The 20,973-nt window shown below is 71.7% G+C and carries 19 protein-coding genes and 1 riboswitch; of the genes, 13 read left to right on the top strand and 6 right to left on the bottom strand.

Annotated features, from left to right (window positions below; all coding sequences use genetic code 11):
- Position 1: 1 nt before the first annotated feature.
- On the bottom strand, positions 2-847 hold the full coding sequence (locus VKA29_RS01020; protein WP_324783176.1) for a helix-turn-helix transcriptional regulator: 846 nt from the start codon (positions 845-847) through the stop codon (positions 2-4).
- Positions 848-1,076: 229 nt separating this feature from the next.
- Between VKA29_RS01020 and VKA29_RS01015 the strand changes: the two genes are divergently transcribed.
- On the top strand, positions 1,077-1,487 hold the full coding sequence (locus tag VKA29_RS01015) for an ATP-binding protein (RefSeq protein WP_324783175.1): 411 nt from the start codon (positions 1,077-1,079) through the stop codon (positions 1,485-1,487).
- 16 nt (positions 1,488-1,503) lie between these two features.
- Here the strand turns inward: VKA29_RS01015 and VKA29_RS01010 are convergent, their stop codons facing one another.
- A complete protein-coding gene (locus VKA29_RS01010; protein WP_324783174.1) occupies positions 1,504-1,884 on the bottom strand; it encodes a hypothetical protein in 381 nt (126 codons plus the stop codon).
- 347 nt (positions 1,885-2,231) lie between these two features.
- Between VKA29_RS01010 and VKA29_RS01005 the strand changes: the two genes are divergently transcribed.
- The 10 genes from VKA29_RS01005 to VKA29_RS00960 all read left to right on the top strand — a co-directional run bounded on the left by VKA29_RS01005 (position 2,232) and on the right by VKA29_RS00960 (position 13,295).
- A complete protein-coding gene (locus tag VKA29_RS01005; RefSeq protein ID WP_324783173.1) occupies positions 2,232-3,059 on the top strand; it encodes a glycoside hydrolase domain-containing protein in 828 nt (275 codons plus the stop codon).
- Between the two features lie 166 nt (positions 3,060-3,225).
- Positions 3,226-3,861 (top strand): SurA N-terminal domain-containing protein, encoded by a 636-nt coding sequence (locus VKA29_RS01000; RefSeq protein ID WP_324783172.1) that lies wholly within the window; start codon positions 3,226-3,228, stop codon positions 3,859-3,861.
- A 73-nt stretch (positions 3,862-3,934) separates the two neighbouring features.
- Positions 3,935-4,918 carry a nucleoside triphosphate pyrophosphohydrolase gene (locus VKA29_RS00995; protein WP_324783171.1) on the top strand — a complete coding sequence of 328 codons (984 nt, stop codon included), beginning with the start codon at positions 3,935-3,937 and terminating at the stop codon, positions 4,916-4,918.
- A 982-nt stretch (positions 4,919-5,900) separates the two neighbouring features.
- Positions 5,901-7,172 carry a cytochrome P450 gene (locus VKA29_RS00990; RefSeq protein WP_324783170.1) on the top strand — a complete coding sequence of 424 codons (1,272 nt, stop codon included), beginning with the start codon at positions 5,901-5,903 and terminating at the stop codon, positions 7,170-7,172.
- A gap of 259 nt (positions 7,173-7,431) precedes the next feature.
- A complete protein-coding gene (locus VKA29_RS00985; protein WP_324783169.1) occupies positions 7,432-8,484 on the top strand; it encodes a transglycosylase family protein in 1,053 nt (350 codons plus the stop codon).
- 183 nt (positions 8,485-8,667) lie between these two features.
- A riboswitch (cyclic di-AMP (ydaO/yuaA leader) is annotated at positions 8,668-8,837 on the top strand.
- A 3-nt stretch (positions 8,838-8,840) separates the two neighbouring features.
- The gene (locus VKA29_RS00980) at positions 8,841-9,572 is read left to right on the top strand and encodes a transglycosylase family protein (protein ID WP_324783168.1); all 732 of its coding nucleotides are present in this window, start codon (positions 8,841-8,843) and stop codon (positions 9,570-9,572) included.
- A gap of 337 nt (positions 9,573-9,909) precedes the next feature.
- Entirely contained in the window at positions 9,910-11,214 is a 1,305-nt protein-coding gene (gene eno, locus VKA29_RS00975) for a phosphopyruvate hydratase (protein WP_324783167.1), read from the top strand.
- A 100-nt stretch (positions 11,215-11,314) separates the two neighbouring features.
- On the top strand, positions 11,315-11,791 hold the full coding sequence (locus tag VKA29_RS00970) for an FtsB family cell division protein (RefSeq protein ID WP_324783166.1): 477 nt from the start codon (positions 11,315-11,317) through the stop codon (positions 11,789-11,791).
- Positions 11,792-11,826: 35 nt separating this feature from the next.
- Positions 11,827-12,357 carry a DUF501 domain-containing protein gene (locus VKA29_RS00965; protein WP_324783165.1) on the top strand — a complete coding sequence of 177 codons (531 nt, stop codon included), beginning with the start codon at positions 11,827-11,829 and terminating at the stop codon, positions 12,355-12,357.
- Positions 12,354-13,295: a Ppx/GppA phosphatase family protein gene (locus VKA29_RS00960; RefSeq protein ID WP_324783164.1), complete on the top strand. Its 942-nt coding sequence runs from the start codon at positions 12,354-12,356 to the stop codon at positions 13,293-13,295. The genes VKA29_RS00965 and VKA29_RS00960 overlap by 4 nt, the downstream gene beginning before the upstream one ends.
- A gap of 4 nt (positions 13,296-13,299) precedes the next feature.
- On the opposite strand, the gene VKA29_RS00955 is transcribed toward VKA29_RS00960, so the two are convergent.
- Positions 13,300-13,569, bottom strand: coding sequence for a type II toxin-antitoxin system RelE/ParE family toxin (locus VKA29_RS00955; RefSeq protein WP_324783163.1), 270 nt, complete (start codon positions 13,567-13,569; stop codon positions 13,300-13,302).
- A complete protein-coding gene (locus tag VKA29_RS00950) occupies positions 13,566-13,838 on the bottom strand; it encodes a type II toxin-antitoxin system Phd/YefM family antitoxin (RefSeq protein WP_285563122.1) in 273 nt (90 codons plus the stop codon). Before VKA29_RS00950 ends, VKA29_RS00955 begins: the two co-directional genes overlap by 4 nt.
- Positions 13,839-14,482: 644 nt before the next feature.
- Here VKA29_RS00950 and VKA29_RS00945 point away from each other — a divergent pair.
- Together VKA29_RS00945 and VKA29_RS00940 are read left to right on the top strand one after the other, a co-directional pair.
- A complete protein-coding gene (locus VKA29_RS00945; RefSeq protein ID WP_324783162.1) occupies positions 14,483-15,874 on the top strand; it encodes an NAD(P)/FAD-dependent oxidoreductase in 1,392 nt (463 codons plus the stop codon).
- Between the two features lie 214 nt (positions 15,875-16,088).
- Positions 16,089-17,375, top strand: a complete 1,287-nt coding sequence (locus VKA29_RS00940; RefSeq protein ID WP_324783161.1) for a cyclopropane-fatty-acyl-phospholipid synthase family protein — start codon at positions 16,089-16,091, stop codon at positions 17,373-17,375.
- 216 nt (positions 17,376-17,591) lie between these two features.
- On the opposite strand, the gene VKA29_RS00935 is transcribed toward VKA29_RS00940, so the two are convergent.
- Complete coding sequence (locus VKA29_RS00935; RefSeq protein ID WP_324783160.1) at positions 17,592-20,120, bottom strand: ABC transporter permease; 2,529 nt, start codon at positions 20,118-20,120, stop codon at positions 17,592-17,594.
- Positions 20,120-20,893 carry an ABC transporter ATP-binding protein gene (locus VKA29_RS00930; protein ID WP_324783159.1) on the bottom strand — a complete coding sequence of 258 codons (774 nt, stop codon included), beginning with the start codon at positions 20,891-20,893 and terminating at the stop codon, positions 20,120-20,122. Before VKA29_RS00930 ends, VKA29_RS00935 begins: the two co-directional genes overlap by 1 nt.
- Between the last annotated feature and the right edge of the window lie 80 nt (positions 20,894-20,973).

The following is a 20,973-nucleotide window of genomic DNA, read 5'->3' as shown; positions in this document are numbered from 1 at the left end:
CTCACAGCTCCTTCGCCAACTCGTGGATGAAGTCACGCGATCGGTCCGGCTCGAGTGATACAGCCTCCACCTTACGGAAGCGCGTTCGATAGGCGTTGAGTTGGGCTTCGGAGTCGATGAAGACCGAACCGTGAGGTGCGTCCCGTACGACTGTGTCGAGCTTGGGCAGGGGCCCGCCGACATAGGTCATGGAACTCGAAGCTCTGGCGAACCCGTCAAGGTCGAAGGGGATGACGCGCAGGGTGATGTGGTCCGCTTCGGAAACTTCCAGCAGGTGAGCCAACTGAGCCTTCGATGCGGTGCGGTCACCGACTCTGATCCGTAGCGCCGCCTCGTGGATCACCGCCTTGTACGGGATGGGAGCCGACCCCTCGATGGTCACGCGGCGCGCGAGCCGGTGACGGACGCGCAGGTCACGCTCCTCCGGGGTCAGTTCCGGGATTCTGTTCGAGAAGACCGCCCGGGCGTACGTCTCCGTCTGAAGCAGCCCTGGAACGTACAGGACGGCCACGTCGCGGCGGAACGTGGCGTGGTGATCCAATTCGGACAGGTCCAGGAACGGCGTGGGCAGCAGGCCCCGGTATTCCTCCCACCACCCACGTGTGCGATCGGCGGCCATGGCTACCAGGGCGTCGACGAACTGCCCGTCTGTGCAGGCGTAGTGGGACGCGAGGCGGCGCAGTCGTTTCTCGCTCACGCCCGCGAGGCCCGACTCGATGTGGGTGATCTGGGCCGGACTCACTCCGAGCAGCGATGCCGCCTGGCGGGCGCTGAGGCCGGCCGCTTCACGCAGTCTGCGCAGTTCTCTCGCCAGGCGCAGCTGACGCGCCGTTGGTTCGGGCCTCAAAGCCTTCGACCGCTCCTTGGGACAACGCGCTTGCAGGCGCGACTCGTTGGGCGCCAGTTTACGCGACCGACTTGCTGTATCTCTACATTTAGATTTACCGTCAGTGACGCGTCACGCACGCTGCGAAATCGCGGGGTGTCGGAAGCGCACCGCTCCGTGCTGCCGTGGCGGACGCGGCAATGACACCGCCCCCGAATCACGAACCGCCTTCCTCCGACAGGAGTCACGCATGGCCGAAACTGAGCCGTGGGAGTACACGCTGTACATCCCGAACGACGTCCGCGCGGTCACCGTGAGCCGCCGCACCCTCCGACTGATCCTGACCGTGCACGGTCTGATCCGGCTGGTGGACACCGCCGAACTGCTCGCGACGGAGTTGGTCTCCAACGCCGTACGGCACACAAAAGGGCCCGCCGCCCTGCGGGTGCGATGGGCGGCGGGCGTGCTGCGGATCGGGGCCTGGGACGCCGATCCCGAGCCGCCCGAGGCCCCCGAGGCGTCGCGGGACGCGGACCGGCTCGCCGAGGAAGGGCGCGGGCTGGCGCTGGTGCGGGCCTGCGCCGACCTGTGGGGCTGGCAGCCGCTGTCCAGGCAGGGCAACCGCGGCAAGTACGTGTGGTGCGAACTGGCAGCCGTTTAGGACTGTCCAGTGCCGCCTACCGCGCGTACGGGTATCCCTGGCCGTACGGCTGGCCGGGCTGCGGGCCCTGCATCGGCATCGCGCCGTACGCCTGCTGACGCGGCAGCGGGCTGTCGAACTCGGCGAACAGCAGCATGATCGTCCCGATCAGCAGGGTCAGGACGATGACGGAGCCCAGGATCGCGTCGCCGTCGTCGTTGGAGAGGCCGAGCCAGGGGATGGTGATCACTTCGTAGAGGACGAACGAGCAGAAGGCGCCCCAGTCCGACCCGCGGCCGCGGCGGATCGCCACGTACAGGAACGGCACCCACGCCAGCAGGCCCAACGACCCCCACACCAACACCGACCAGGCGATCCGCTGCAGCCAGCCGGCTTCCAGACGCTTGACCGTCACCATGGCGACCCCCATCCCCCGAAGCACTCGCGCCGCGGTACGCGGAAGCGGCGCAAGCAGCAAGAGTAGGGCACAGGGGGTGAGAACGCGCCACGGGCTGCCTTTGCCGCGGCATGAGGGAAACTTGTGGCTGCCGATACGCCGCGTTTCCCGATCGGAGGGACACCGTCGGTTACGGTGCGATCCGCATCGGGCGCCGCGCGACAGGGCCGCGACAGGTCAGTGTCGTACGCCGCGCCGTCTCGGGGGCTCGGGAGAATCCGGTTTCGGCGGACGTACGCCGTCGTGGACGCGACGCCGTACGACGCTCAGGCGCGTACGCACGCAGCCGTACGCATGAAGGGGTGGGGATGGCCGAGCACCGGCAGTCCAGGAAGCGCAGGTACCTCACGTGGGCGGTGGCCGGCGCGGCCGTTGTCGCGGGGGCCGGGATCGCGGCGCAGACCTCGATGGCGGCCACCACCTGGCCCGCCCAGAAGACCTACACCGGCCGCGCCTTCGACACCTGCGCCGCGCCCTCGCTGAGCGCGATGAAGGCATGGCACACCGGCTTCTACGGCGCCGCCGCCGTCTACATCGGCGGCAAGAACCGGGGCTGCAGCCAGCCCAACCTCACCGCGTCCTGGGTGAAGTCGGTCAACTCCGTCGGCTGGAAACTGATCCCCCTCTACGTCGGCGCCCAGCCGCCCTGCCAGAGCGGCTCCAACCCGGAGAAGCTCACCGCCTCCACCGCCGCCTCACTCGGCGCGACGGACGCGGCCGACGCGGTGGCCAAGGCGTCGGCGCTCGGCATGAAGGCCGGCAGCCCGATCTACCTCGACATGGAGCCGTACGACGTGACGAACACGTCGTGCAACGACGCGGTGCTGACGTACGTCCGCTCCTTCGACAAGACGCTGCGGGCCAAGACGTACCGCGCCGGTTTCTACGGCTTCACCAGCTCCAGCGCCAAGGCCGTCGCCACGGCGAAGGACAGGACGGACCTGCCGGGCAACCTCTGGTACGCGCTGTGGGACAAGCAGAACACCACCACCGCAGACTGGCCGTGGGGGTCCACGCAGTACACCGGCCACAGCCGCGGCCACCAGTACATGGTGAACAGCAAGGAGACGCGGGGCGGGTACACGATCACCGTCGACCGCGACGCGTGGGACGCGCCCGTCGCCATCGTCGGCTGAGCCGTCCCGCCGCCGCCAAGCCGTCCCGCCGCCGCCCGGCTGTGCGGCGGTGCCCGAAGTCCTGGTGAATCGTTGGTCGAATGGGTTGGCCACAGCCGACCCACTGCCTACCATCGATCATCGCAAGACTTTGTGCACCGTCGCACAATCTCCTCGGGAGGCTTCCTTGCACCGCCGCCGTCGCACCGCGCTCCTCCTCTCCGCCGCGATCGTCGCCGCGGCCCCCGTCCTGACCGCCTGCGGAAGTGACGCGCATCCGGGCGCGGCGGCCGTGGTCGGCGGTCAGCGGATCACCGTCTCCCAGCTGCAGAGCCGCGTGAACGAGGTGCGCGCCGCGCAGCGTGCGGCGGTGCGCGGCGACGCGCAGTACCAGCAGGTCCTCGCGCAGACCGGCAGCCTCACCCGCGACACCCTGCACAGCATGGTCCTCGACCGGGTCCTGCACCGCGCCGCCGAGGACGCGGGCGTGACCGTGACCCGCAAGGAGATCCAGCAGATGCGCACCGGCCTGGAACAGCAGGTCGGCGGGGAGAAGGCGCTGCAGACGGCCTGGCTGCAGCAGTACGGCGTCGCCCCGAACCGCCTCGACGACAACCTCCGCCTGCAACTGGAGGCCCAGAAGCTCGCCCGGTCGCTCGGCACGAACACCGGCCAGCCCGCGTTCTGGAAGGCCCTCTCGCAGGCGTCGAAGGAACTCGACGTCGACCTCAACCCGCGCTACGGCAGCTGGGACGTGCAGAAGAGCAGCCGCGTCGACGCCAGGACGCCGTGGCTGCGCGAGGTCACCTCCTCGACTGCGTGACCGCGGCGCGGGGCAGCCGCCCGCCCTGTGGATGACTTCCGGGGGTGTCGGCGGCGTGGGTTACGTTCGGAGGGTGAACGCAACCAGCTTCGACCCCGCGCCCGGCCGCATCGTCCTGCTCACCACCAGCCACCGCGTCGCGCCCGGCCTGCTGTCCTGGCCCGCCTGGCAGGCCCTGCACGCCGCCGACCGCGTGCTGTGTGCGGACGGCGCGCACCCGCAGCTGCCGTACCTGCGGGAGGCCGGGATACGGGTGGACGAGGCGTCCCCGGCCGCCGAGGAACTGATCGGCGCCTGCGCGGGCGGTCGGACGGTCGTCGTGGTCGCCACCGGCGAGGGCGAACCCGCCCTGACCGACGGCCTCGCGCGCCTCGCCGGCTCCGGGCGCGTCGCCATGCCCGAGCTGGAACTGCTGCCCGCCTCCTACGACCTGCCGGGCGCCCGCCTCCTCGACCTGGTGCAGGTGATGGACCGCATCCGCGCCGAGTGCCCGTGGTCGTCCCGGCAGACGCACAAGGGCCTGGCGAAGTACGGCATCGAGGAGGCGTACGAACTCGTCGAGGCGATCGAGGACGGCGACCGGGACGAACTCCGTGAGGAACTGGGCGACGTGCTCCTCCAGGTCGTCTTCCACGCCCGCATAGCGGAGGAGGACCCGGACGCCCCCTTCTCGATCGACGACGTGGCCGCCGGGATCGTCACCAAGCTCATCCACCGTCACCCCCATGTCTTCGGGGACGAGACGGCCACGACCCCGGAGGAGGTCAAGGAGCACTGGCTGCGCACCAAGGCGGTCGAGAAGCGGCGCACCTCCCTGACCGACGGCGTCCCGCTCGGCCAGCCGGGCCTCGCCCTCGCGTCGAAACTGGCCTCCCGGGTGCGCACGGCGGGACTGCGGGTGCCGCCACCGGACGGCGAGGGCATCGGCTACGACCTCCTCGCGATGGCGGTGCGCGCGGAGGCGGAGGGCGTCGACCCCGAGGCGGCGCTCAGAGCGGCGGCCCGCGCCTACCGGGACGCGATCCGCGCGGCCGAGGGCACACCGGCGGAAGGCTGACGCCTGCGGGGCCGGCCTGCGAGGCCGGCCTGCGGGGCTGACGTCACCGGGCGGTACCGCGGAGGGCCGGGCGCCCTACCGCCCCCGTCCCGGCGGCCGTGTCACTCGGGTGCGGTGTGCCCGATGCCGTCGGCGCGCTCCCGGAAGGAGGGCGCACGCCGTCCGGGCCCGGCCTGCGGCGCGCGCCGACCGTGCGCGCCGCAGGTGCGGGCGCGGTCGCGACGGCGAGGCGGGCGCAGGCACGCGGCCCGGTGGCGGCCCGCGATCCGCGGGGCCCATGCGTCGCAGAGCGTGCCCGCCGGGGGTGGGGCCGGCCACGACGCCGCGGCCCGCCGGTGAGACCGGCGGGCCGGTCGCCGGTGCCACGGGTCGGCAGCGTGGCGCCTACAGCACAAGGGGGCCCGGGGCGGCACGGGCCTCGGGCCTGCGGGGACGACATTCGTTCGGCTGTCGTGGGGTGTCGCGCCTGCGGCGACGGGATTCGTCCGGCGGCCGTGGGTGACGGGCCGATGGGGACGCGCACCCGCCCCGCGCCCGCACCGCCCGGCCCCGGGCTCGCCCCGTCCCGCGCCCGCACCGCTCCGCCCCGCGTCCGTGCCGACCCGCGGCTGCACTCCCGCGTGTCCGCTCCGCCCCGCGTCCGTGCCGACCCGCGGCTGCACTCCCGCGTGTCCGCTCCGCCCCGCGTCCGTGCCGACCCGCGGCTGCACTCCCGCGTGTCCGCTCCGGCCCGCGTCCGTGCCGACCCGCGGCTGCACTCCCGCGTGTCCGCTCCGGCCCGCGTCCGTGCCGACCCGCGGCTGCACTCCCGCGTGTCCGCTCCGGCCCGCGTCCGTGCCGACCCGCGGCTGCACTCCCGCGCGCCCGCCCCGCCCCCGCGCTCGTGCCGACCCCGCCCCGCCCCCCTCACCCCCGGCGCCTGCCGGTGTCGCCCGACGGGGCGAGGGCACGGGGTCGGGTGGGCGGCGGATACCGTCGAGGAGTGACCGACCAGCCCACCGCCGACTCCGCCGCCCCCGAACTCTTCAGCTGGGAGTTCGCCACCGACCCCTACCCGGCCTACGCCTGGCTGCGCGAGCACGCGCCCGTGCGCCGCACGAGGCTGCCCAGCGGGGTGGAGGCATGGCTGGTCACCCGGTACGAGGACGCCCGGCAGGCCCTCGCCGACCAGCGGCTGAGCAAGAACCCGGCGCATCACGACGAGCCCGCGCACGCCCGGGGCAAGACCGGCATCCCCGGGGAGCGCAAGGCCGAGCTGATGACGCACCTGCTCAACATCGACCCGCCGGACCACACCCGGCTGCGCCGGCTGGTCAGCAAGGCCTTCACCCCGCGCCGCGTGGCCGAGTTCGCCCCCCGGGTGCAGGAGCTCACCGACACCCTCATCGGGCGGTTCGCCGGCCGCGGCCACGCCGACCTCATCCACGAGTTCGCCTTCCCGCTCCCCATCTACGCGATCTGCGACCTGCTCGGCGTCCCCCGCGAGGACCAGGACGACTTCCGGGACTGGGCGGGGATGATGATCCGTCACGGGGGAGGCCCGCGCGGCGGGGTCGCCCGGTCGGTGAAGAAGATGCGCGGCTACCTCGCCGACCTCATCCACCGCAAGCGGGCCGCGCTGCCCGCCGAGCCCGCCCCCGGCGAGGACCTCATCTCCGCCCTGATCCGCGCCTCCGACCACGGCGAGCACCTGACGGAGAACGAAGCGGCCGCCATGGCCTTCATCCTGCTGTTCGCCGGTTTCGAGACGACCGTCAACCTCATCGGCAACGGGACCTACGCACTGCTGACCCACCCCGCCCAGCGATCCCGCCTCCAGCACTCCCTCGCCTCGGGCGAGCGCGGCCTGCTGGAGACCGGCGTCGAGGAACTCCTGCGCTACGACGGCCCGGTGGAGATCGCCACCTGGCGGTTCGCGACCCGGCCGCTGAGCATCGGCGGGCAGGACATCGCCGCCGGCGACCCCGTGCTGGTCGTCCTCGCCGCGGCGGACCGGGACCCGGAGCGGTTCGCCGAGCCGGACACCCTCGACCTCGCGCGCCGCGACAACCAGCACCTGGGGTACGGCCACGGCATCCACTACTGCCTCGGCGCCCCCCTCGCCCGCCTGGAGGGCCAGACCGCGCTGTCCACGCTGCTGACCCGGCTGCCGGACCTCCGGCTCGCGGCGGAACCGGCCGAGTTGAGGTGGCGCGGCGGTCTCATCATGCGCGGACTGCGCACCCTGCCGGTCGACTTCACCCCGCTCGGGTGAGCCTTCGCCGCGCCTTGGACGGACGTTCGCCGCGCCTTGGACGGACGTTCGCCACGTCTCGGACGAGCGTTCCCGTGTCCTGGGCGAACGGGTCCGCGGCCCGAGAACATGACACACGCTCAACTCTGTGATCTTCACGTGATCTGTGCGGCATTAACTTGTGACAAGTGATCCTCTGCCTATACCTTCACCCATCAACGCGGCTGCTTCGCGCACCGATTGCCGCGTGGGTCACCGCTGTCTCGCGAAAGGTCTCCGCATGCTCTCCGGGAACGGTCGTCACCGTCGCCCCCGCCAGGCTCCGGCTCTCCTCGTCGCGGCCGGAGTGACCGGCTCCGCCATCGCCATCCCGCTCCTGGGCGCCTCCGCGGCGAACGCCGCCGACGGTTCGACGTGGGACAAGGTGGCGGAGTGCGAGACCGGCGGCTCGTGGAGCGAGAACAGCGGCAATGGCTTCTCCGGCGGCCTGCGGCTGTCCCAGGAGGACTGGGAGAAGTACGGAGGCCTCGACTACGCGCCGAGCGCCGACCTGGCCAGCCGCAACCAGCAGATAGCCGTCGCCGAGAAGATGCTCGCCGACCAGGGCGTCGGCGCCTTCGCCACCTGCGGGCTGACCTCCGGGCTCGACAAGGACAAGGGCGCGGCCGACATCGACACCGGGATCGGTGACAACTCGTCCGACTCCACCGGCACCACCGACTCCACCGGCCTGTCCAACGGCTCGTCCGGCGCGTCGGGTGACGCGTCCGGCGGTGGTTCCGGCGTGTCCTCGCCGTCGGACGCCCTGTCCCGCGCCTCCGTGTCCCCCCGGGCGCCGAAGGGCTCCTCCAGGGCCACGGACAAGCCCGCCAAGTCCGACAAGTCCGCTTCGCCGTCCGCATCTCCGTCCGTGTCGCGGACGTCCGACGGCTCACCCGACGAAACGGTCGAAAGCGACGACACGGACAACTCGGAGCGGATGGTGGGCTCCTGGAACCTCGTCGACACCGGCTCCCTCGCCGCCGACGGCGACACCGGCACCGGCCGCCACCGCGGCGGCAGTGCCGAAGAAGCGGCGAACGGCCGCTCCACGGAAGCGTCCTCGGGCCGTCATGCCGCTCGCGCCGACGACGCCGACGGCGGCGACGCCGACGACGGCGACGTCTACACGGTCCACACCGGCGACACCCTCGCCTCCGTCGCGGACACGCTCGACGTCGACGGCGGGTGGCGCGAGCTCTACACCCTGAACAAGAAGGCGATCGGCGCCGACCCGGGCCACATCGTCCCCGGTCAGACCCTGCGAGTCGGGGCGGAAACGGGCGAAAACTAGCGGGAGTTGACGTCCGCTTTCGCTGTGGAATGTCCGGTTTGGCGAAAGTGTGGGATGAGTCTCAGAGGCCCTGATCGTCTTTGAAATCCGGTGGATTCCGTGTCTACGGTCATGACCGCTCGCCAACGCGGGCCCCGGCTGCCGCAACGCCGAATCCTGCCAGCGGCCGTCCGGGAACAGTCGTCGCGTCAAGCGCCGTAGGCAGGAGCGGGGGAACCAAGGTAGGCGCCGGGCCCGGCCCTTGAGGGGTGGGAACGGCTAGGGGTGGAGCCGCGCACCGCGAGGTGCGCGGCCGGGCAACTCAACCGGCCCGAACCCGACAGCTCACCTCGCAGGCGTCGGTGAGGGGATCAACCATGCTGTTCTCCGGCAAGGGCAAGCACCGTCGTCCGACCGTTCTCCAGCGCTCCACCCGCGCCGTCGCCGTCGCCGGTGTCACCGGCGCCGCCGTCGCCGCCCCGCTGCTGGCGGCCGGCAACGCCTCCGCCGCCACCGCCTCCGAGTGGGACGCCGTCGCCCAGTGCGAGTCCGGCGGCAACTGGTCCATCAACACCGGCAACGGCTACTACGGCGGTCTGCAGTTCTCCGCCTCCACCTGGGCCGCGTACGGCGGCACGCAGTACGCCTCCACGGCCGACCAGGCCGGCAAGGCGCAGCAGATCGCCGTCGCCGAGAAGGTCCTCGCCGGCCAGGGCAAGGGCGCCTGGCCGGTCTGCGGCACGGGCCTGTCCGGCGCCTCCTACGACGGCGCGGCCGGGGCGCCCTCCTCGTCGCCGTCCTCGTCGTCCTCGTCCTCCTCGTCCTCCTCGTCGAGCGGCGGCACCGCCTCCCGCTCCACCGAGCAGCAGGGCGCCTCCCGCTCCACCGAGCGCCCGGCGGTGACGTCGCAGAAGACCGTCACCACCCCGACCGGCAAGAAGGTCGAGAAGGGCGACGGCGAGTACAAGGTCGTCAAGGGCGACACGCTCTCCTCGATCGCCGCGGAGCACGACGTCAAGGGCGGCTGGAAGAAGGTGTTCCGGCTGAACAAGGACATCGTCGAGGACGCCGACCTCATCTACCCGGGCCAGCAGCTGCACCTGAAGTGACAGCCGTCCGGTAGCCGGATCACGGGCCCCCTCGGCCGCGTCCTGCACAGTGGACCGCCGTGGGGCCGTCCCCCCGGTCCCATGGGCTCCCCGCCCCGGTGCGTGTTCCCCCGTACGCACCGGGGCGGGGTTTTTCTCTGCCCTCGACGCCCGGTGTGCACGCGCTGTTCACCGCGCTTTGTTCCGGGGGTGAACAATAGGTACCGTCTGACCTTGTCCACGGGACGGTCGGTCGGCTGCCGACGGTCCCGGGACGGTTAGGCTCTAGTCGCAAGGCTGCAAGACGGGCCGTCAGGCCCAAGTGCCCCGCACTACCAGCGTCACATCCACGAAGGAGATGCTCGTGCCGTCCATCGACGTCGTCGTAGCCCGGGAAATCCTGGACTCCCGAGGCAATCCCACGGTCGAGGTCGAGGTCGGCCTCGACGACGGCAGCACGGGTCGTGCCGCCGTCCCCTCCGGCGCCTCCACCGGCGCCTTCGAGGCCATCGAGCTCCGTGACGGCGACCCGAACCGTTACCAGGGCAAGGGTGTCGAGAAGGCCGTCCTCGCCGTCATCGAGCAGATCGGCCCGGAGCTGGTCGGCTACGACGCCACCGAGCAGCGCCTGATCGACCAGGCGATGTTCGACCTGGACGCCACCGACAACAAGGGCTCGCTCGGCGCCAACGCCATCCTCGGCGTCTCGCTCGCCGTGGCCCACGCCGCCTCCGAGGCCAGCGACCTCCCGCTCTTCCGCTACCTGGGCGGCCCCAACGCGCACCTGCTCCCGGTGCCGATGATGAACATCCTGAACGGCGGCTCGCACGCCGACTCCAACGTGGACATCCAGGAGTTCATGATCGCCCCGATCGGCGCGGAGTCCTTCTCCGAGGCCCTGCGCTGGGGCACCGAGGTGTACCACACCCTCAAGAAGGTCCTGAAGTCCAAGGGCCTGGCCACCGGCCTGGGCGACGAGGGCGGCTTCGCCCCGAACCTCGGCTCCAACCGCGAGGCCCTCGACCTCATCCTGGAGGCGATCAAGGAGGCCGGCTACACCCCCGGCGAGCAGATCGCCCTCGCCCTCGACGTCGCCGCCTCCGAGTTCTACAAGGACGGCAAGTACCTCTTCGAGGGCAAGGAGCGCTCCGCCGCCGAGATGACGGAGTACTACGAGGAGCTCGTCGCGGCCTACCCGCTCGTCTCCATCGAGGACCCGCTGTTCGAGGACGACTGGGCCGGCTGGAAGGTCATCACCGACAAGCTCGGCGACAAGGTGCAGCTGGTCGGCGACGACCTGTTCGTCACCAACCCCGAGCGGCTGGCCCGCGGCATCGAGGAGGGCACCGCCAACGCCCTGCTGGTCAAGGTCAACCAGATCGGCTCGCTGACCGAGACCCTGGACGCGGTGGAGCTCGCCCAGCGCAACGGCTTCAAGTGCATGATGTCCCACCGCTCCGGCGAGACCGAGGACGTCACCATCGCCGACCTGGCCGTCGCCACCAACTGCGGTCAGATCAAGACCGGCGCCCCGGCCCGCTCCGAGCGCGTCGCCAAGTACAACCAGCTGCTGCGCATCGAGGAGATCCTCGACGACGCCGCGGTCTACGCCGGCCGCAGCGCCTTCCCGCGCTTCAAGGGCACCCAGGTCTCCAAGGGCTGACCCCGGCACGGCCGCTCACGAGCCGGTCGTACGTACGTCCCCGTACGCGGTCCCGTACCGTGTGCGGGGACGTACGCGCGTGTGAAGGGGAGGCGGGGACATGGCCGGCAGGGACCGCGACCGGTTCTCCACCACGACCAGGATCAAGCTGCTCGGCGAGCAGACGGCGGCCCGGGTCTACCGCTCGCAGACCAGACGCCAGGCCCGCCGCTCCCGGCTGACCAGCCGGGCGGCGCTGCTCGCCCTCGTCGTGTGCACCCTGGTCGTCGCGCTCGCCTACCCGATACGGCAGTACGTCTCCCAGCGCGCCGAGATCGCCGACCTGGAGCGGCAGAAGCAGCAGGCCCGGGAACGGGTCGGGCAACTGCGCGACCTCAAGGCACGCTGGCAGGACGACGCGTACGCCGAGCAGCAGATCCGGCAGCGGCTGCACTACGTGATGCCGGGCGAGACGGGCTACGTCGTGATCGACCCGGACGCGGCCCGGCAGTCCCGCACCGGCCGGACGGCGGCCGACCGCTCCTGGTACTCCAACGTCTGGTACGGCGTCGACAGGTCCGACGCCGCCGCCCACTGACCCGACCGACACTCGAGAGAGACTTTCGCACAGGCATGGAAACGCCCCCGCCGACCACCCCGCGCACCGAGCCCACCGACGCGGACGTCGAGGCCTTCAAGCAGCAGCTCGGGCGGCCGCCGCGCGGACTGCGCGCGATCGCGCACCGGTGCCCGTGCGGGCAGCCGGACGTCGTGGAGACCGCGCCGCGGCTGCCCGACGGCACGCCCTTCCCGACGCTGTACTACCTGACGTGCCCGAAGGCGAACTCCGCCATCGGCACGCTGGAGGCCGAGGGCGTGATGAAGGAGATGACCGAGCGGCTGCGCACCGACCCGGAGCTGGCCGCCGCCTACCGCGCCGCGCACGAGGACTACATCCGGCGCCGCGACCGGATCGAGGAGCTGACCGGCTTCCCGAGCGCGGGCGGCATGCCGGACCGGGTGAAGTGCCTGCACGTCCTGGTCGCCCACTCGCTGGCCGCCGGTCCCGGGGTCAACCCGCTCGGCGACGAGGCCCTCGCGATGCTGCCGGAGTGGTGGCGCAAGGGGGCGTGCGTGACGGTCGCGGAGGGGGAGGAGCGATGACCCGGGTCGCCGCCGTCGACTGCGGTACGAACTCCATCCGGCTCCTGGTCGCCGACGCGGACCCGGAGACCGGCGAACTGGTCGAGCTGGACCGGCGCATGACGATCGTGCGGCTCGGGCAGGGCGTCGACCGTACCGGCCGGCTCGCCCCCGAGGCGCTGGAGCGGACCTTCGCCGCGTGCCGCGAGTACGCGGAGATCGTCAAGGAGCACGGCGCCGAGCGCCTGCGTTTCGTGGCCACCTCCGCCTCCCGGGACGCCGAGAACCGGGACGAGTTCGTGCGCGGGGTGCTGGACATCCTGGGAGTGGAGCCGGAGGTCATCACCGGGGACCAGGAGGCGGAGTTCTCCTTCACCGGGGCCACCAAGGAGCTGGCGGGCAGCGACCGCCTGGACAGGCCGTACCTGGTCGTGGACATCGGCGGCGGCTCGACCGAGTTCGTCGTCGGCGACGACCACGTGCGGGCGGCCCGGTCGGTCGACGTGGGCTGCGTGCGGATGACCGAGCGGCACCTGGTGCGCGACGGGGCCGTGACCGACCCGCCCTCCGCGGAGCAGATCGCGGCGATGCGGGCCGACATCGAACGGGCCCTGGACCTCGCCGAGGAGACGGTGCCGCTGCGCGAGGCGCGCACCCTGGTCGGACTCGCCGGCTCGGTGACCACCGTGTCGGCGATCGCGCAGGACCTGCCCGAGTACGACTCCGCGCGCATCCACCACTCCCGGGTCTCCCGCGACCGGGTCCGCGAGATCACCGACCGGCTGCTGCACTCCACCCACGCCGAGCGCGCGGCCGTACCCTCCCTGCACCCCGGGCGCGTGGACGTCATCGCCGCGGGCGCCCTCGTACTGCTGTCGATCATGGAACGGACCGGCGCGGAGGAGGTCGTCGTGAGCGAGCACGACATCCTCGACGGCATCGGCTGGTCTCTGGCCTGACCGCCTACGGGTTGCGGTACACGTCCCGCCGGTCGCCCACCTTGACGACGAGAACGACGAGTTCACCATCGTTGATCTGGTAGGCGACCCGGTAGCTTCCGACCCGGAGCCGGTAGAGCCCGGACGGGCCGGTGAGCTTCTTGACGTCGGCGTCCTGGCGATACGGGTCGTCACCGAGTGCGGTCAGCGCGGTCAGGATGCGCATGGCGTCGGGCCGGGTGATGGCCCGGAGCTGCCGCTGTGCCGCCGCGGTGAACCGGAAGGCGTACTTCACGCCGCTTCGCCGTCGTGCTCGGTGAACAGATCCGCCAGCAGTTCCGCCATCGTCACGGTGGGACCGCCCTCGGTCAGGACTGCTTCCGCCTCGCGGGCCAACATCACGTCGGCCGCTTCCTCCAGCGCCTCGAAGTCCGCGATCGGGACCACGGCCGCCACCGGAGCGCCGTTGCGCGTGATGACGGTCGGAACGCCTTCCTCGGCCCGGTTGATGTGATCGGCGAGGTGCGCGCGGGCTTCCCGTACGGTCACGGTGTTCTCAGTCATGAGAACAGTGTACGCGTGAGCGTGTACACGTGGCCCGTTCGGGAGTCGCGTTCGTGAGCGACACTCGACGGCATCGGATGGTCTCCGGCCTCACCGCCTACGGGTTGCGGTACACGTCCCGCCGGTCGCCGGCCTCGGTCGGCCGTCCGGGGTGACCGGGGTGACCGGGGTGCCCGGGGTGCCTCGGGCAGTGGTCCGGGTCTCTTTCCTACCGATCGGTAGCTCTCGGCTGAGCAGGTCGGATAGCGTATGAGCGGGTCCTGGAGGGCCCCTGACGGGCCCCTCGGGGGAGGGTCGCCGGGAAAGTTCGTGAAGTTCTTCACAAGGAATTCGGCTCCGGCGGTGCGGGAAAAGGCCCTCGCCGGCCCTCCAGAGGGGTCGAAAGGCCCTTGAACATGTTCAGAAGGGTGATGTAAAGGGATGGTGAGCGCCGGATCCGCGAGGGTGTTCAAGGGGCCTCACGGAGTCCCCTCCGGGCCGGAGAAGCAGCTCACGCGGCATTGACAACGGTCCGGCCGACGTGAGGGTTCCCCCGCCCGGCGACGGTGTGCGCCAAGCGGGCGGGGGAGGATAACACAGCCCCTGCCCAAGCTTGTGAAGGGGCGCACGAGCCACCCCCCTGGGGCGGGTGGATACTCGATGCCATGAGCACCACGGAGCGTCCCAGGATCCTCGTAGTAGGCGGTGGGTACGTAGGCCTGTACGCAGCTCGGCGCATCCTGAAGAAGATGCGCTACGGCGAGGCGACCGTCACGGTCGTCGACCCCCGGTCGTACATGACCTACCAGCCCTTCCTCCCCGAAACCGCCGCCGGCAACATCTCCCCGCGCCACGTCGTCGTCCCGCTGCGGCGCGTGCTGCCGAAGGCGGAGGTGCTCACCGGCCGGGTCACCACCATCGACCAGGACCGCAAGGTCGCCACGATCTCCCCGCTGGTCGGCGAGTCGTACGAGCTGCCCTTCGACTACCTGGTGATCGCCCTCGGCGCGGTCTCCCGCACCTTCCCGATCCCCGGCCTCGCCGAGCAGGGCATCGGCATGAAGGGCATCGAGGAGGCCATCGGCCTGCGCAACCACGTCCTGGAGCAGCTGGACAAGGCCGACTCCACCACCGACGAGGAGATCCGCCGCAAGGCGCTCACCTTCGTCTTCATCGGCGGCGGCTTCGCCGGCGCGGAGACCATCGGTGAGGTGGAGGACCTGGCCCGCGACGCGGCCAAGTACTACAAGAACGTCTCCCGCGAGGACATGCGGTTCATCCTCGTCGACGCCGCCGACAAGATCCTTCCCGAGGTCGGCCCGAAGCTCGGCCAGTACGGCAAGGAGCACCTGGAGAGCCGGGGCGTGGAGATCTACCTCTCCACCTCCATGGACTCCTGCGTCGACGGTCACGTGGTGCTGAAGAACGGTCTCGAGGTCGACTCCGACACGATCGTGTGGACGGCGGGCGTCAAGCCCAACCCGGCGCTGTCCCGCTTCGGTCTGCCGCTCGGCCCCCGCGGCCACGTCGACTGCGAGCCCACGCTCCAGGTCAAGGGCACCGACTACATCTGGGCCGCCGGTGACAACGCCCAGGTGCCGGACCTCGTCGGCCGCAAGGCGGGCAACGAGAACGCCTGGTGCCCGCCGAACGCCCAGCACGCCCTGCGCCAGGCCCGTGCCCTCGGCGACAACGTGATCTCCGGCATGCGGGGCTTCCCGCAGAAGGAGTACAGCCACGCCAACAAGGGCGCGGTGGCCGGTCTCGGCCTCCACAAGGGCGTCGCCATGATCGTCATGGGCAAGATGAAGATCAAGCTCAAGGGACGCCTCGCCTGGTACATGCACCGCGGATACCACGGCCTGGCCATGCCGACCTGGAACCGCAAGATCCGCGTCTTCGCGGACTGGACCCTCGGCATGTTCCTCAAGCGCGAGGTCGTCGCCCTCGGCGCGCTGGAGTCCCCGCGCGAGGAGTTCTACGAGGCCGCCAAGCCGGCGCCGGTCGCCGCCGCGCCGAGGACGGAGAAGACCGGGGAGAAGGCCAAGGCCTCCTGACCCCCGCCCGGCCGGTCTGACGCCGGAGGACCTCCCGCCATCCGTGGTGCGGGAGGTCCTCCGGCGTTTCCGCGACCGCCGCCCCCGCGCGGGACACGTGCCGGACACCGGCGTTTTGCCCAGCCGTAACGCCAACGGGGGAGTGCGCGGCCGCGCCGTCGGTGTTTACGTGGTGCTGGACATTCCGGGATCGCCCGTCACGGAGGTGTGTGCCATGGCCGACGCCGCGCCGCGGTTGAGGAGCTACGTCGAACAGTTGCTGGGGGTGCCGTTCCCGCTGCGCGTCCGCGCCTGGGACGGTTCACTGGCGGGGCCGCCGCAGGCGCCCGCCCTGGTCGTGCGCAACCGCCGGGCCGTGCGCCGCCTGTTGTGGAAGCCGGGCGAGCTGGGACTCGCCCGCGCCTGGGTCGCCGGCGACGTGGATGTCGAGGGGGACCTGTACGTCGCGCTCGACGCCATCTCCGGCCTGGTGTGGGACCGCGGCGAGGACGCCCGGGGCCTCGCCGAGACGCTGCGCGACCCCCAGGCGCGGGCCGCCGCCCGCGGACTCGTCCGGCTCGGCGGGCTCCCGCTGCCGCCCGCCCCGCCTCCGGAGGAGGTCCGCAGGCCGCGCCACCTGCACACCAGGCACAGCGACCGGCGCGCCGTCAGCCACCACTACGACGTCGGCAACGACTTCTACGAACTCGTCCTCGGCCCGTCCATGGTCTACTCGTGCGCGTACTGGGAGGACGGCGGCACCCTCGAGGACGCCCAGCGCGACAAGCTCGAACTGGTCTGCCGCAAACTGGCCCTGAGGCCCGGTCAGCGCCTCCTCGACGTCGGCTGCGGCTGGGGCTCCATGGCGCTGCACGCCGCCCGCGAGCACGGCGTGAGCGTCGTCGGCGTCACGCTCTCGCAGGAGCAGGCCACCTACGCCCGCAAGCGCGTCGCCGACGCGGGGCTGGCCGACCTGGTCGAGATCCGCGTACAGGACTACCGCGACGTCGCCGACGGCCCGTACGACGCCGTCTCCTCCATCGGCATGGCCGAACACGTCGGCGCCGAGCGGTACCTGGAGTACGCCGAGACGCTCCACCGCCTCATCAGGCCCGGCGGACGGCTGCTCAACCACCAGATCGGCCGGCCCCCGCGGCGCGACGAATCGGGCTACGCCGTGGACGAGTTCATCGACGCCTACGTCTTCCCCGACGGCGAACTCGCCCCCGTCGGCAGCACCGTCACGCAGCTCGAGCGGGCCGGGTTCGAGGTGCGGGACGTCGAGTCGCTCCGCGAGCACTACGCCCTCACCCTGCGCCGCTGGGTGGCCAACCTGGAGGACGGCTGGGAGCGGGCGGCCGGCCTCGTCGGACCGGGACGCGCCCGCGTGTGGCGGCTGTACATGGCAGCCTCCGCCGTCGCCTTCGAACGTCACCGCATCGGCGTCAACCAGGTGCTGGCCGTGAAGACGCCCGACTCCGGCGCCTCCGGGATGCCGCTGCGCTCCCGCACCTGGAACTGAGCACGGCAGGAGGGGCCCCACGTCCGGACGCGGGGCCCCTCCTGAGGCGGCACTGCTCGGCGATGCGGCGATGCGGCGATCCGATGATCCGCCTGTTCGGCGCCCCGGCTGTCCGGCGCCCCCCCCGGCTGTCCGGCGCCCCGGCTGTCCGGCGTTCCGGCGAACCGCCTGTCCGGCGTTCCGGCGAACCGCCTGTCCGGCGCCCCGGCGATCCGGCTATTCGGCCTTGATGGCCGCCAGTGTGTTCAGCCGGGCCGCGCGGCGGGCCGGCCACAGCGCCGCCAGCACGCCGACCGCCGCGGCCAGCAGCAGGAAGACGCCCATCCTGGCCCAGGGCAGGACCAGTTCGTACGTCGGCATCTTCGTGCCCAGCAGCTCACCGGCCGCCCAGCCGAAGAACACCCCGAGCCCGATGCCGAGCACACCGCCGAACAGGGAGATGACCAGCGATTCCAGACGGACCATCCGCTTGACGCCCCGGCGGTCCAGGCCGATCGCGCGCAGCATCCCGATCTCCTGCGAGCGCTCGAAGACGGACATGGCCAGGGTGTTGACGACCCCGAGCACGGCCACGATCACCGCCATCGCCAGCAGGCCGTAGAGCATGTTCAGCATCAGCGTGAACATCTGCGCGACGGTGTCGGAGAGGTCCTTCTTGTCCTGGACCTTGATGGCCGGGTTGGTGCCGAGGGCCTTCTCCAGCCGGTCCTTGGCGGCGCCGGACACGCCGCCCGCCGTCTTGACCAGGACCTGCATGTCCGCCGGGTCGCTCAGGTGCGGGGAGAGCCGGGAGCCGTCCAGCATGATGCCCCGCATCAGCTGGTTGCCCTCGTAGACCCCGGCGACCGTCAGCCGCTCGCCCTTGCCGTCCTCGAAGTGCGCGGTGAAGGACGAACCCGCCGTCCAGCCGTGCGACTTCGCGGTGTCGGCGTCGACGACGACCCGAGCGCCGTCCACCGTGAAGGAACCGTCGTCGACCTTCAGATCGGTCAGCCCGCCGATCGCCCTCCCGTTCACGCCGGTCAGGTACTCGGTCCGGCCGTCGATGCGCGAGGGGGCGTTGCGCAGGGGGCTGATGGCGGTGACGCCCTCGGTGGCGGCCAGCTTCCGGGCGACGTCCGGCGACAGCTCGTTGCCGTTGGCCATGGAGACCACGTAGTCGGCCCGGACGGCGGACGCCGCCATCCTGTCGATCGACCTCTGCAGGCTGCCCGCCATCACCGTCATGCCGGTGATCAGGGTCAGCCCGATCATCAGCGCGGAGGCGGTGGCCGCCGTGCGGCGCGGGTTGCGCAGCGAGTTCTGGCGGGCCAGCTTCCCGGAGACGCCGAACAGCCGCAGCACCGGTGCCGCCGCCGCGATCAGCGGGCGGGACAGCAGCGGGGTCAGCACGAACACGCCGATGATCAGCAGTACCGCGCCCAGGCCCATGGGGGCCTGCCCGTCCGTGCCGTCCATCGTCGTGGCCGCCAGCACCACGGCGACGCCCGCCGCGGCGAACAGCGCGCCCAGCGTGTTGCGCAGCACCAGCGACTTGGCCGTCGCCTTGGCGTGCACGCTGTTCATCGCGGCGACCGGCGGGATCTTCGCGGCCCGGCGGCCGGGCAGCCAGGCCGCCAGCACGGTGACGACGACCCCGACCGTGAGGGCGGCGGCCACCGTGGCGGGGGAGACCACCAGCGGCCCGTCGGGGACGGTGGCGCCCAGCGTGCCCATCAGGGAGCGCAGCCCGGCGCCGATGCCGACACCGGCGGCCAGACCGGTCACCCCGGCGACCGCGCCGACCACGAACGCCTCGACGAGCACCGACCGGGTGACCTGCCGGCGTGAGGCGCCGACCGCGCGCAGCAGCGCCAGCTCCTTGGTGCGCTGGGCGACCAGCATGGTGAAGGTGTTGGCGATGATGAACGTGCCGACGAACAGCGCGATGCCCGCGAAGACCAGCAGGCCCTGCTTCAGGCCGCTCATCGAGGAGGCGATCATCTCCGCCTGCTCGTCGGCCAGTTGCCGGCCGGTGGTGGTCTCGGTGAGTCCCTCGGGCAGGGCCTTGTCGAGCGCGGCCTTCAGGGCGGTCTGGGAGGTGCCGGAGGCGGCCGTCACGTCGATCTCGTCGTACGTGCCCGCCTTGCCGAACAGCTTCTGGGCGGTCGCCGTGTCGAACAGGGCCAGGCTGCCGCCGGCCGCGACGTTGCCGTCGTCGGTGGTGAAGATGCCGCTGATCACCGGCTTCAGCACCGGTCCGTCGACCGAGATCCGCACGGTGTCGCCGACCCGGTAGCCGGCCCGTCGCGCGGTCTCGGCGTCGATGGCGATCCGGTTCTCGCCGTGCGGGGCGGAACCGGACGTCAGCGGGTAGCGCGGGTCCTTGTCGCCCCAGTAGTTGCCGCCCTCGGAGCGGAAGCCGCCGCCGATGAGCTTGCCGTCCTTGCCGGCGATGGCGGTGAAGCCGTTGACGACGCCGATCGCGTCCGCGGCTCCCGGCACCCGGGCGCTGGTGCCGAGCACGGCTTGGGTCAGTTCGGGCGTCCGGCCGATCCGGTCGCCCTGGTCCGCGCGGGGCCTGGCCCGCACGGCCACGTCGACCCGGTCGAAGCCCTTGGCCGAACTCTTCTGGTAGGCGTCGGAGATGCTGTCGGTGAAGACCAGGGTCCCGGACACGAACGCCACGCCGAGCATCACGGCGAGCACGGTCATCAGCAGCCGGGCCTTGTGCGCGAACACGTTGCGCAGGGCGGTGCGGAACATCAGCTGGTGCGGCCCTTCGCGTCGAAGCGCTTCATGAAGTCCAGGACGGCGTCCGCCGTCGGACGGTGCATCTCGTCGACGATCCGCCCGTCCGCGAGGAACACCACCCGGTCCGCGTACGACGCGGCCACCGGGTCGTGGGTCACCATCACGACCGTCTGCCCCATCTCCCGGACGGAGTTGCGCAGGAAGCCCAGCACCTCGGCGCCGGAGCGCGAGTCGAGGTTGCCGGTCGGCTCGTCGCCGAAGATGATCTCGGGCCGCGCGGCCAGGGCGCGGGCCACGGCGACGCGCTGCTGCTGGCCGCCGGACAGCTGCGCGGGGCGGTGGCCGAGCCGGTCGCGCAGACCGACCATGTCGATCACCCGGTCCAGCCACTGCCGGTCCGGCTTGCGGCCCGCGATGTCCATCGGGAGGGTGATGTTCTCCAGCGCCGTCAGCGTGGGCAGCAGGTTGAACGCCTGGAAGATGAAGCCGATCTTGTCCCGGCGCAACTTGGTGAGCTGCTTGTCCTTGAGCGAGCCCAGCTCGGTGTCGCCGATGCGCACGGAGCCGGAGGAGAAGGTGTCCAGCCCGGCCACGCAGTGCATCAGCGTGGACTTCCCGGACCCGGAGGGGCCCATGATCGCGGTGAACTCGGCCTGCCGGAAGTCGACCGAGACCCGGTCGAGGGCGACCACCTGGGTCTCGCCCTGTCCGTAGGTCTTCGACAGGTCCGTGGCGCGTGCGGCCACGGCGGCGGCGGTGCGGCCGGCGACGGGTGTGGTGGTCACGGGATGGCGCTCCTCGCGGACGGCGGATGAAAGGGACGGAAAGTCCATCGTCGCCGCCGTACACGGCCGTGAAGTCAGCC

The sequence above is a fragment of the Streptomyces sp. H51 genome (assembly GCF_035656535.1).
Lineage (GTDB): Bacteria > Actinomycetota > Actinomycetes > Streptomycetales > Streptomycetaceae > Streptomyces.
Note: the sequence above shows the minus strand (reverse complement) of the source record. Positions and strands in the feature narration are given on the sequence as shown.

Excerpts from the sequence above, each read along its gene's own strand:
- VKA29_RS00940 (WP_324783161.1), top strand. The coding sequence starts at position 16,089 with ATGGCCGACGCCGCGCCGCGGTTGAGGAGCTACGTCGAACAGTTGCTG.
- VKA29_RS00970 (WP_324783166.1), top strand. The coding sequence starts at position 11,315 with ATGGCCGGCAGGGACCGCGACCGGTTCTCCACCACGACCAGGATCAAG.
- VKA29_RS00985 (WP_324783169.1), top strand. The coding sequence starts at position 7,432 with ATGCTCTCCGGGAACGGTCGTCACCGTCGCCCCCGCCAGGCTCCGGCT.
- VKA29_RS00945 (WP_324783162.1), top strand. The coding sequence starts at position 14,483 with ATGAGCACCACGGAGCGTCCCAGGATCCTCGTAGTAGGCGGTGGGTAC.
- eno (WP_324783167.1), top strand. The coding sequence starts at position 9,910 with ATGCTCGTGCCGTCCATCGACGTCGTCGTAGCCCGGGAAATCCTGGAC.
- VKA29_RS00950 (WP_285563122.1), bottom strand. The coding sequence starts at position 13,838 with ATGACTGAGAACACCGTGACCGTACGGGAAGCCCGCGCGCACCTCGCC.
- VKA29_RS00965 (WP_324783165.1), top strand. The coding sequence starts at position 11,827 with ATGGAAACGCCCCCGCCGACCACCCCGCGCACCGAGCCCACCGACGCG.
- VKA29_RS00935 (WP_324783160.1), bottom strand. The coding sequence starts at position 20,120 with ATGTTCCGCACCGCCCTGCGCAACGTGTTCGCGCACAAGGCCCGGCTG.
- VKA29_RS00960 (WP_324783164.1), top strand. The coding sequence starts at position 12,354 with ATGACCCGGGTCGCCGCCGTCGACTGCGGTACGAACTCCATCCGGCTC.
- VKA29_RS01005 (WP_324783173.1), top strand. The coding sequence starts at position 2,232 with ATGGCCGAGCACCGGCAGTCCAGGAAGCGCAGGTACCTCACGTGGGCG.
- VKA29_RS01010 (WP_324783174.1), bottom strand. The coding sequence starts at position 1,884 with ATGGTGACGGTCAAGCGTCTGGAAGCCGGCTGGCTGCAGCGGATCGCC.
- VKA29_RS01015 (WP_324783175.1), top strand. The coding sequence starts at position 1,077 with ATGGCCGAAACTGAGCCGTGGGAGTACACGCTGTACATCCCGAACGAC.
- VKA29_RS00980 (WP_324783168.1), top strand. The coding sequence starts at position 8,841 with ATGCTGTTCTCCGGCAAGGGCAAGCACCGTCGTCCGACCGTTCTCCAG.